9 protein-coding genes are annotated in these 9,904 nt (G+C 73.9%); 3 read left to right on the top strand and 6 right to left on the bottom strand.

Translation table 11 applies throughout. From position 1 onward, the window contains the following. Positions 1–244 precede the first annotated feature (244 nt). On the top strand, positions 245–1,723 hold the full coding sequence (locus ACFXHB_RS09795; protein ID WP_380573367.1) for an MFS transporter: 1,479 nt from the start codon (positions 245–247) through the stop codon (positions 1,721–1,723). A 116-nt stretch (positions 1,724–1,839) separates the two neighbouring features. Here the strand turns inward: ACFXHB_RS09795 and ACFXHB_RS09790 are convergent, their stop codons facing one another. Continuing rightward, positions 1,840–3,126, bottom strand: coding sequence for an MFS transporter (locus ACFXHB_RS09790; protein ID WP_380573366.1), 1,287 nt, complete (start codon positions 3,124–3,126; stop codon positions 1,840–1,842). A 73-nt stretch (positions 3,127–3,199) separates the two neighbouring features. Here ACFXHB_RS09790 and ACFXHB_RS09785 point away from each other — a divergent pair, with 73 nt between their 5' ends. Next, complete coding sequence (locus ACFXHB_RS09785) at positions 3,200–3,661, top strand: winged helix-turn-helix transcriptional regulator (protein ID WP_380573365.1); 462 nt, start codon at positions 3,200–3,202, stop codon at positions 3,659–3,661. 7 nt (positions 3,662–3,668) lie between these two features. On the opposite strand, the gene ACFXHB_RS09780 is transcribed toward ACFXHB_RS09785, so the two are convergent. The 5 genes from ACFXHB_RS09780 to ACFXHB_RS09760 all read right to left on the bottom strand — a co-directional run bounded on the left by ACFXHB_RS09780 (position 3,669) and on the right by ACFXHB_RS09760 (position 7,829). Further along, complete coding sequence (locus ACFXHB_RS09780; RefSeq protein ID WP_380573364.1) at positions 3,669–4,238, bottom strand: SRPBCC domain-containing protein; 570 nt, start codon at positions 4,236–4,238, stop codon at positions 3,669–3,671. Between the two features lie 110 nt (positions 4,239–4,348). After that, on the bottom strand, positions 4,349–5,041 hold the full coding sequence (locus ACFXHB_RS09775) for an alpha/beta fold hydrolase (protein ID WP_380573363.1): 693 nt from the start codon (positions 5,039–5,041) through the stop codon (positions 4,349–4,351). A gap of 105 nt (positions 5,042–5,146) precedes the next feature. After that, complete coding sequence (locus tag ACFXHB_RS09770) at positions 5,147–5,593, bottom strand: type II 3-dehydroquinate dehydratase (protein ID WP_380573362.1); 447 nt, start codon at positions 5,591–5,593, stop codon at positions 5,147–5,149. Continuing rightward, complete coding sequence (locus ACFXHB_RS09765; protein ID WP_380573361.1) at positions 5,590–7,029, bottom strand: cation:proton antiporter; 1,440 nt, start codon at positions 7,027–7,029, stop codon at positions 5,590–5,592. Before ACFXHB_RS09765 ends, ACFXHB_RS09770 begins: the two co-directional genes overlap by 4 nt. 23 nt (positions 7,030–7,052) lie before the next feature. Next, positions 7,053–7,829 (bottom strand): thioesterase II family protein, encoded by a 777-nt coding sequence (locus ACFXHB_RS09760; protein WP_380573360.1) that lies wholly within the window; start codon positions 7,827–7,829, stop codon positions 7,053–7,055. A gap of 377 nt (positions 7,830–8,206) precedes the next feature. On the opposite strand from ACFXHB_RS09760, the gene ACFXHB_RS09755 reads away from it, so the two are divergent. After that, positions 8,207–9,871 carry a bifunctional 3-(3-hydroxy-phenyl)propionate/3-hydroxycinnamic acid hydroxylase gene (locus tag ACFXHB_RS09755; protein WP_380573358.1) on the top strand — a complete coding sequence of 555 codons (1,665 nt, stop codon included), beginning with the start codon at positions 8,207–8,209 and terminating at the stop codon, positions 9,869–9,871. Positions 9,872–9,904 lie beyond the last annotated feature (33 nt).

Below are 9,904 nucleotides of genomic sequence, written 5' to 3'. Positions count from 1 at the left end.
AAAACCCCCGCCCCGGGGGGCCCCCCCCCCCCCGTCCCCCCCCCCCCCCCCGGGGGGGGGGGGCCCCCCCCCCCCCGCGGGCCCCCCCCGCCGCGTTCCTGTCGGCACCGACCCTTGAAGGTTGGATTATCAAACGCACTGACGCTAGGGTGAGTCGCGAAATCAAACCAACCCATTCGCCACCGCCCTGGAGTCCTCGTGCCCGTCCCCCGCCCCGCCGCGTCCCACACCCCGGAGGTGCCCGATGCCGCGCACTGACCGCAGCGGGACCGTCCTGCTCGCCGCCTGCCTCGGCCTGTTCACCGTGTTCGTCCAGACCACCCAGACCATCGGCACCCTGGGCGCGGTCCGTACGGATCTCGGCCTCGACTCCGCCGACCTGGTCTGGGTCCCGAGCATGTACACCCTGGTGGTGGCCTCCGTCGTGCTCGGCGCCGGCGCGTTCGCCGACCGCTGGGGGCGGCGCCGGATCTTCCTGCTGGGCACCCTCGCGATGGCCGCCGGCGGCGTGGTCCTGGTGTTCGCCGGGAGCCTGTCCACCGTCCTGGCCGGGCAGGCGGTCGCGGGCCTCGGCGGCGCGCTGATCACCCCCAGCTCGCTCGCCCTGGTGACCGACGCCTTCCCCGACCCGCGGCGGCGGGCCGGTGCGATCTCCGCCTGGGCCGCCGCCTCCGGCCTGGGCCTCGCCCTCGGGCCGCTCACGGCCGGGCTGGCGCTGCGCTGGTCGAGCTGGCACACCGCGTTCTGGCTGGGCCCGGTGATCGCGGCGCTCGCCGCCACCGCCGCGCTGTTCGGCGTGCCCGAGTCCCGGGCCGAGGGCGTCCGGCTCGACTGGGCCGGGCAGATCCTCGCCACCGCCGGACTCGCCCTGCTCATCTACTGGCTGATCGACGGCGGCCACCACAGCTACCTCGGCGGCGCTCCCCTGGCCGCCGCCCTCGGCGCGGCCGTGCTGCTCACCGTCTTCGCCGCAGTCGAACTCCGCCGCCGCCACCCACTGCTCGACCTGCGGCTGATGCGCGACCCCTCGTACAGCGCCGCGCTGCTGCTGGCCGGCACCGTCCTGTTCGGCTTCGTCGGCCTCTCCCTCCTCCAGGTGCTCTGGCTGCAGCAGGTACGCGGGCTGAGCGCGCTCCAGGTGGGCATCCAACTCCTCGCTGAGTTCGGCATGTTCATCCTCGCCTCGGTGGCCGCCGGGGTGCTCGGGCCACGCTTCGGGGCGGCGAAACTGATCGTCACCGGACTGCTGCTGGCGGCGGCGGGCGCCGCCCTGTTCGCCACCGTCGGGCCGTCCGACGGCTTCGGCGGCTACGCGCCGGCGCTGATGGCCTTCGGATTCGGCTGCGGCCTGGCCAACGCGCCCTCGACCGCCCTCGCGGTCGGCCATGTGCCGCGCGGCAAGGAGGGCGCGGCGGCCGGGACGGTCAACGCCGCCCGCCAGGTGGGCGCGGTGCTCGGCACCAGCATCCTCGGCACGCTGATGACCAGCCGCTTCGAGCAGCGCCTCGCCGCCCTCGGCCGCCCGCGACCGCAGGACGTGGCCCCGGCGTTCACCGACGCCGTCGGCCGCGCGGCCTCGGTGGGCGCGCTCGTCCTCCTCGTCGGCACGGCGACCGGCGGCCTGCTGCTCGCCCTCGCCCATCGACGCCGGGCCGAAGCCGTCGCACCGGGCACCACCCAGGGGGACGCGGAGGTCGTCACCCTGCCGGCCCGGACGCACTGATCATCTGACGCTCCCTCATTCGTCATTGCCCAGAACGCTGTTGTCGCCTCCGGTGCCACACCGGGCGCCGCACGCCGGCCGCCGCCCCCAGGGTGGCGACCGGCGTCAGGCCGGGACTACCGCAGGGCAGGCCGCAGGGTCCTCGCCCAGGCGAGCAGCGCGAGGAGGCTGAACGCGGCGCCGAGCAGGCAGACGGCGGACCAGCCGGCCGCCGCGTACACCGCCGTGGAGGTGATCGCGCCGAGCGCGCTGCCGAGCGAGTAGAACACCATGTAGCCGCCGATCAGCCGGCCGCCCGCGGTCGGATCCAGGGCCAGCACCACGCTCTGGTTGGTGACATGGACGGCCTGGACGGCGAAGTCCAACAGGACCGCGCCGAACCCGAGGGCCCAGAGCGACTGCCGGGTGAGCGCGAGCGGCAGCCAGGAGAGCGCCAGCAGGGCGAGGCCGGCGCCGACCGTCCACCGGCCGAACCCCCGGTCGAACAGCCGGCCGGCCGGAGCCGCGGCCGCCGCACCGGCCGCGCCGGCCAGACCGAACGCTCCGACGGCGGCGGACGGGAGCGACAGCGGCGCCTCGCTCAACGGGAGCGCGACACAGCTCCACAGCGTGCTGAAGGAGGCGAACACCAGTAGGGTGATCAACCCGCGCTGCCGGAAGACCGGCTCCCGCAGCGGCAACCGGGCGAGCGAACGCAGCGCCCGGCGGTAGTCGGCCGCCACCGAACGGCCCCCGGCCCAGGCTCCGCCGGTCCGGGGCGCAGCGACTCGGGGCGCAGCGGTCCGGGGCACATCGGCCCGGGGCGCAGCGGCCCCGGGAGTCGCCCGGGGCAGGGCGCGGCGCAGGGCCACCGCGAGGACCAGGGTGAGCACGGCCGACAGCGCGTACACGGCGCGCCACCCGGCGAGGCCGGCCAGTGCCCCGGCGACCGTCCGGGCCAGCAGGATGCCGAGGACGACGCCACTGGTCACCGTGCCGACCACCCGCCCGCGCTCACCGTCCGGGGCGAGGACGGAGGCGAACGCCACCAACGACTGGGTGAGCACCGCGAGCAGACCCACCCCCATCAGACCGGCCAGCAGGGCGGCCGCGCTGCCCGCCGTGGCCACCGCCGTCAGCGCGAGCGCCAGCAGCACGGCCTGCACGGTCACCAGCCGCCGCCGTTCCAGCAGGTCGCCGAGCGGCACCAGCAGGACCAGGCCCAGCCCGTACCCGATCTGCGTGCAGGTCACCACCGCGCCGACGGCGGCCCGGCCGATGTCGAGTTCGTCGGCGATCGCGTAGAGCAGGGGCTGGGCGGCGTAGACGTTCGCCACGGTGGCCCCACCGGCGAGGGCGAACAGCAGCGTGCGGGGACGGGTCAGGACCCGTGATGAATTCTGGTTGCATGATGCTACCGACATGGCAGCACGATAGGCTTGCGCGGTAGCATCATGCAACCAGCTACAACGGCGGTCGGTATCCAGGAGGCCGGAGATGGTGAAGCGAACCAGGTTGGACGACAGCTCCTGCCCCGTGGCGCGCTCGGTGGACGCGATCGGCGACTGGTGGTCGCTGCTGATCGTCCGCGACGCCTTCGACGGCAGTCGCCGGTTCGGCGAGTTCCAGCGCAGCCTCGGCGTCGCCAAGAACATCCTGAGCAATCGCCTGCGCGCCCTGGTCGACGCCGGGATCCTCGCCGTCGAACCGGCCTCCGACGGCAGCGCCTACCAGGCCTACGCGCTCACCCCGAAGGGCGAGGACCTCTTCCCCGTGATCGTGGCGCTCCGCCAGTGGGGCGAGCGGCACTTCTTCGACCCCGGCGAGCCGCACTCCGAACTCCTGGACCGGCGGGACGACCGACCGCTGCGGGACCTGGCCGTGCTGGCCGCCGACGGCCGACCGGTCCGGCCGGCGGACACCGCCGTGCACAAGGTGCCGGACTCCGAGAAGAACTGACGAGCGGTCAGCCGAGGTCGGGGCGGATCTTCGACAGCCCCCGGTACCGCTCCGGCTCGACGACGCCGGACAGGCCGTTGAGCAGCAGCCTGGTCCCGCCCCGGAGGTGGGCGGTGTCCTGGGTGCCGTCCCCGCTCAGCACCAGGTACGCGAACTGCTCGTTCCAGTCGAGCCGCGATCCGCCGCCCTCGGCGGCGAGTTCGACCGTCACCAGGGAGACCCAGCGGCGCAGGCCGTCCACATGGGCCTCGTAGACGTAGACGATGCGCTCGTCGGGAACGATGTCGTGGAACCGGGAGCGGTATTCGAGCCGCTCCTCGATGTCCCCGGAGACGAACAGGTTGGCCGCCACCTCGCTGCCGCCGACCCGGAAGTCCAGCGCGTGGGTGGCGTTCTTCGAGGAGCCGGGGAGGCGGAACCAACGGGTGCGCAGCGCGGGCTCGGCGAAGGCGGCGAAGACCCGCTCCGGGGGTGCCGAGAAGTCGACCCGCAAGGCGAACGAACCGTGGACGACCTGCGATGTTCCGCCGGTCGGGGAAGTGCCTTCACTGGTGTGATCAAGGCGGCCAGAGCTCACTCGGCGACACTACCACGCAGGCCGATCACCACTCGGCCGGTCGGCCGGGGACCACCTCGGGTCGCCGCCCGACCGACCTGAATGACCGTCAACTGCCTTCGTCCACCGACTCAGAGCCAGCCGTCGAGCGACGCCAGGAAGCCGTCCAGGTCGTCCCGGTGGATGCAGTGACCGGTGTCCGGGACGTACCGCACCTCGAACCCGCTCGCGCGCAGCGTCGCGGCCAGTTCGTCCGGGACGAGGTGGTGGTCGCCGGCGCCCTGGACCAACGACGGCACGAGCGGCCGGTCGGGGACGTAGTCGTGCGTGCTCTCCAGCCAGTCCACCGCCGTGACGTCCCAGCGCGCGTACCCGGCCAGCTCGGCCTCGATGTCCTCGGGCGCCCAGCGGGGGAACATCGGACGGATGGCGTCGGCGGTCGCCACCTTGGTGAACTTCGCGAACTCCCGGATCTCGCCCACCGCCTTCTCGGTGAACCGCCAGGCGGGGTCGCTGTAGACGACCTTGGCCGGGCGCAACCCCTCCACCGCCAGCGAGAGCACCGAGGCGCCGAACGAGTGACCGATCGCCAGGTCGGCACCGGCCGGCAGCGACTCCACCAGGTCGGCGGCGAGCACCTCCGGCGTGTAGGTGTCGGCGTGCGGGCTGTCGCCGTGGCCGCGCAGGTCCGGCATGATCACCCGGTAGCCGAGGTCGGCCAGCCGGGGGGCCACCCGGCTCCAGGTGTCCGCGGAGGAGATGATGCTGTGGACGAGCAGCGCGACCTTGTCGCCGTCGCCGACTTCGTGGAGCTTGAGCCTCATGGGCCGGGTCTTCCTCTCGACGCGTGGGATGCGGACGGGCCGGACGGGCCGGGCCTTCCTCGCAAGGCGTGGGACGCGGACGGGCCGGGCGGGCCCGCCCGGCCGTCACCGGTCGGCGGCGGTCAGGTGCATCAGGGCCTGGGCCGCCAGGCGGTAGCCGAACGCGCCGAGGCCGACCACCACACCACCGGCCAGCGGGGCGATCACCGACTCGTGCCGGAACTGCTCGCGGGCCCACACATTGCTCAGGTGCACCTCGACCCAGGGCCGCGGGTAGGCCGCCAGTGCGTCGCGCAGGCTCCAGCCCGCGATCATCAGGGCCCCGGGGTTGACGACCGCGCCGACGCTGCTGTCGCTGTGCTCGTGGATGGCCCGGACGAGGTCGCCCTCCGAGTCGTGCTGGATGGAGCGGACGTCCCAGCCCCGGCCGCTCACCTCCTCGGCGACGGCCTTCTCGATGTCGGCCAGCGTGTCGGTGCCGTAGATCTCCGGCTCGCGCCGGCCGAGGATGCCGAGGTTGGGGCCGTTCAGGAGAAGCATGGTGGTACTCATGAGTCACCTCGCTGGTCGGAGACGCGGACAGCGCGGGGCGCCCGGTCGGGGGACTGCGCCGGGCCGGGGGTCTGGGCCCGGTCGGGGGACTGCGCCCGGTCGGGGGACTGCGCCGGGTCGGACGCCCCTGCCGGGTCGGCCTGCTTGTCGCCCAGGCCGAGTTCGGCCCCGGCGACCTCCTCGGCGCGGGTCATCGCGTACCGCAGGATGGGCGGCGCCATCAGCGAGGTCACGATCGCGACGAGGACGATGATGGTGTAGGTCTCGGTGTTCAGGACGCCGAGCCGCAGGCCGGTCATCGCCACGATCACCTCGACGACGCCGCGGGAGTTCATCCCGGCGCCGAGCGCCAGCGCCTCCCACCGGTTCAGCCGGCTGAGCCGGGCCCCGATGAAGGCGCCCGCGAACTTGCCGAAGATCGCCACCGCGAGCACCGCGACGGCGGCGCCCAGCACGACCGGACGGCCCAGTGCGGTGAGGTCCATCCGCAGACCGGCGGTCGCGAAGAAGAGCGGGGCCAGGAAGGCCAGCACCGTGGTGCGCAGCGGAGCGAGCTTCTCGTGGTCCAACTGGCCGCTGGTGCCGATCAGGACACCGCAGACGAAGGCGCCGAAGATGGCCTCCAGGTGCATCGCCTGCGTCGCGGCCGCGCTGAACAGCACCAGCACCACGGCGGTGGCGATGGTGGGCGCCGGGCTCTCCGACCGCCCGGCCGCCCGCAGCGCCGCACCGACCAGCGGACGGCCGATCAGGAAGGCGAAGACCACCACCCCGATCGGGTACAGGATCGAGGTGGTGACGACACCGGCGGTCAGCCCGGCGGTGGCCATCGCCGAGACCACCGACAGCAGGAACCAGCCGACCACGTCGTCGACCACCCCGGCGGCGAGGATCAGTTGGCCGATGTCGCGGTGCAGCAGCTTCATGTCCAGCAGGGTCTTGGCGATCACGGGGATCGCGGTGACACACATCGCCACGCCGAGGAAGAGCGCGAAGACCGCCGGGTTCGCGCCGGCCGGCAGGAACGAGCGGGGCAGCAGGTAGCCGGTGCCGATCCCGAGGCCCAGCGGCAGCAGCAGACCGGCGATGCTGACCCGGGCGGCGGTGAGACCGCGCCGCCGCACCAGGCCGAACTTCAGCTCGGCGCCGGTGACGCCGACCAGCAGCAGCACGCCGAGCTGGCCGGCGGCGTCCAGCAGGTGCATCTGGTCGGGCTTCTGCGGCAGCAGCCAGTCGGAGAAGCCGGGCAGCAGGGGTTCGAGGATCGACGGCCCGAGGATCACCCCCGCGGACAGCTCGCCGGCGACCGCGGGCAGGTTGAAGCGCTGTGCCAGCCGTCCGAGGACGAGCGCCAGCAGCAGCAGGGCGGCTATTTGGAGCAGGAACACCAGGAGCGAATGCTGGCCGATCGTCGGCACGGGTGCGGCGGTTCGCATGTCGACCTATTCCGGGAGATGGTTCAGCGGTTGGTTGCGACGCCCTGCCCGGTCAGTCTCCGGGCCACGATCTCGATCACCTGGACGCTCCGGTCGGCGAGGAAGAAGTGCCCGCCGGGGAGGACCTCCAGCTCGGTCGGCCCGGTGGTGTGCTCCTCCCAGGCCCGCGCCTCCTCAAGCGACACCCGGGGGTCGGCGTCGCCGGTGAGCACCGTCACCGGGCAGTCCAACTCCTGGTCGGGGTCGTGCCGGTAGCGCTCGACGGCGGTGTAGTCGCTGCGGATCGCCGGCAGGATCATCGCCAGGATCTCCGGGTCGGCCAGCACCACCTGGCTGGTGCCGCTCAGCGTCTTCAGCTCGGCCACCACGTCCTCGTCCGAGCCGGTGTGGACCTTCTCGTCGCGGTAGCGGGACGGCGCGCGCCGGCCGGAGGCGAACAGCCGGACCGGCGTCGGCAGGCCGGCCTGCCGCATCCGCAGGGCCACCTCGTAGGCGAGCACCGCGCCCATGCTGTGGCCGAACAGCGCGAGCGGCTTGTCGTCCAGGTGCCGCAGTGCCGCGAAGATCTGGTCGGCGAAGTCGGGGATGTTGTCGATGCCCGGCTCCTGGTGCCGGGTCTGACGGCCCGGGTACTGGACGGCCAGCACCTCGATCCCCTTCGGGGCGAGCGCCCGCGACACCGGGAAGAAGAAGCTCGCCGACCCGCCGGCGTAGGGCAGGCAGACGAGCCGGACGGCGCTGTTCGGCGCCGGATGGAAGACACTGACCCACTTGTCGTACTGGGCCGTCGCTTGCGCCATGCCGGGAGGTTCCCTTCGGGCATCGGTCCGTGGCACGTTCCCCAGCACAGGCCGATCGGCGATGGTGGGCGGACTCCGCACGGGTCCTCGGTTTGTTCGGGACGTGGGCAGACTAAGCCGGTCCGGGCCCGTCCCGGTATCCCCCGATCTGGTGGCCCGGGGCGGACGTTGACGCTTTCCGCAGGCCGCGATAGTAGTCTTCCGATACTCCTGTCCGATGTTCCTGTCAGGGCTGTCGCGCCCCGTTGCCGCGCACAGCCGCCACGGCGTCCGGGCCGAGCACCTCCCCCGCTTCCGCGCCGTGTTCCCGCCGCCGTGCCCACCCGCCGTGCACCGGTCCGCACCGGTCCGCCGCCTCCCTGCGATGAGGGGTCCCTATGCCCAAGGTGTCACCGCACGAGCCCTCGACCGGCCCGACGGACGCGGACGTGGTCGTCGTCGGCAACGGACCGGTCGGGGCCGCGCTCGCCGTCCTGCTGGCCCGGCGCGGCTGGCGGACGACGGTGCTGGAGCGCCGCCGCCGCCCGTACACGCTGCCCCGGGCCACCAGCTTCGACGGGGAGACCGCCCGGCTGCTCGCCGTCTGCGGCATCGGCCCCGACCTGGACCGGATCACCGAACCGGCCTCCGGCTACCAGTGGCGCACGGCGAGCGGCGAGACCCTGCTGGACATCGAGTTCCGGCCGCGCGGCCCGTACGGCTGGCCGGATGCCAACACCATGCACCAGCCCGCCCTGGAGGAGCTGCTCGCCGCCCGGGCGGCGCAGCTGCCCGAGGTCACCGTGGAGCGCGGCCGGCAGGTCGTCGGCATCGCCGAGCAGGGCGACCGGGTCGTGGTGACGGCCGAGGACGAGGACGGCGCGGTGCGGAGCGTCTCGGCCCGCTGGGTGGTGGGGTGCGACGGCGCCAACAGCTTCGTCCGGGAGCACCTCGACGTGCCCGTCACCGACCTCGGGTTCTCCTACGAGTGGTTGCTGTGCGACGTCGAGCTGCGCGAGCCGCGGGCCTTCGTGCCGACCAACGTGCAGATCTGCGACCCGGCCCGGCCCACCACCCTGGTGGGCAGCGGCCCCGGCCACCGGCGCTGGGAGTTCATGCGGCTGCCGGGCGAGCGCGCCGCCGAGCTGAACCGCGAGGAGACGGCGTGGCGGCTGCTGGCCCCGTTCGGGGTCACCCCCGAGACCGCCACCCTGCTGCGCAGCACCACGTACATGTTCCAGGCCAGGTGGGCCGACCAGTGGCGGGTGGGGCGCGTGCTGCTGGCCGGTGACGCGGCCCACCTGATGCCGCCGTTCGCCGGGCAGGGCATGTGCTCGGGCATCCGGGACGTGGTCAACCTGTCCTGGAAGCTGGACCTGGTCCTGCGCGGCCTCGCCGACGACTCGGTGCTGGACAGCTACACCGAGGAGCGCCGGGCGCAGGTCAAGGAGTCGATCCTGGGCTCGGTCCAGCTGGGCCGGGTGATCTGCGTGACGGACCCGGCGGCCGCCGCCGAGCGGGATGCCACGGTGCTGGCCAACCGGCGCGGCCGGGGGCCGACCCGGCCGGAGCCGGCCAAGCCGCTCGGCGAGGGCCTGCTGTACCGCGCCGGCGGGGCCGGACCGGCCGCACCGGCCGGCGAGGTGGTACCGCAGGGGGCGGTGGCGGGCCCCGACGGCAGCGGCCTGTTCGACGAGGTGGTCGGGCGCGGCTTCGTGCTGCTCCTCGCGGCCGGGGCGGATGCCCGACTCGGGGCGGAGCGGCTGTCCTTCCTGGCCGGCCTGGAGGCACACGTGGTGCGCCTGCTGCCGGGCGGCCCGGCTCCCGACGGAGTCGCCGCGACGGGCCCCGGGCGGGCGGCCGGTGACGCCGGGGCGGTCGAGGTGGTGGACGTGGACGGCGTCTACGGGGCGTATCTGGCGCGGTACGGGGCGAGTGCGCTGCTGGTGCGCCCGGACTACCACGTGTTCGGCACGGCCGGGGGCCCGGAGGGCGCGGCGGCCCTGGTGGACGAGCTGCGGGCCCGGCTGGAGGCGGCCGTCCCGGCCGGCCACGGGGGCTGACGCGACGAAGGCCCGTCCGGACCGGGGTGGTCC

Origin of the sequence: Kitasatospora sp. NPDC059327, from assembly GCF_042752535.1 — a bacterium.
GTDB lineage: Bacteria > Actinomycetota > Actinomycetes > Streptomycetales > Streptomycetaceae > Kitasatospora.
The sequence above is the reverse complement of the archived record's forward strand: the minus strand, read 5'-3'. Positions and strand labels throughout refer to the sequence as shown.

Excerpts from the sequence above, each read along its gene's own strand:
- ACFXHB_RS09795 (WP_380573367.1), top strand. The coding sequence starts at position 245 with ATGCCGCGCACTGACCGCAGCGGGACCGTCCTGCTCGCCGCCTGCCTC.
- ACFXHB_RS09790 (WP_380573366.1), bottom strand. The coding sequence starts at position 3,126 with ATGTCGGTAGCATCATGCAACCAGAATTCATCACGGGTCCTGACCCGT.
- ACFXHB_RS09785 (WP_380573365.1), top strand. The coding sequence starts at position 3,200 with ATGGTGAAGCGAACCAGGTTGGACGACAGCTCCTGCCCCGTGGCGCGC.
- ACFXHB_RS09775 (WP_380573363.1), bottom strand. The coding sequence starts at position 5,041 with ATGAGGCTCAAGCTCCACGAAGTCGGCGACGGCGACAAGGTCGCGCTG.
- ACFXHB_RS09770 (WP_380573362.1), bottom strand. The coding sequence starts at position 5,593 with ATGAGTACCACCATGCTTCTCCTGAACGGCCCCAACCTCGGCATCCTC.
- ACFXHB_RS09765 (WP_380573361.1), bottom strand. The coding sequence starts at position 7,029 with ATGCGAACCGCCGCACCCGTGCCGACGATCGGCCAGCATTCGCTCCTG.
- ACFXHB_RS09760 (WP_380573360.1), bottom strand. The coding sequence starts at position 7,829 with ATGGCGCAAGCGACGGCCCAGTACGACAAGTGGGTCAGTGTCTTCCAT.
- ACFXHB_RS09755 (WP_380573358.1), top strand. The coding sequence starts at position 8,207 with ATGCCCAAGGTGTCACCGCACGAGCCCTCGACCGGCCCGACGGACGCG.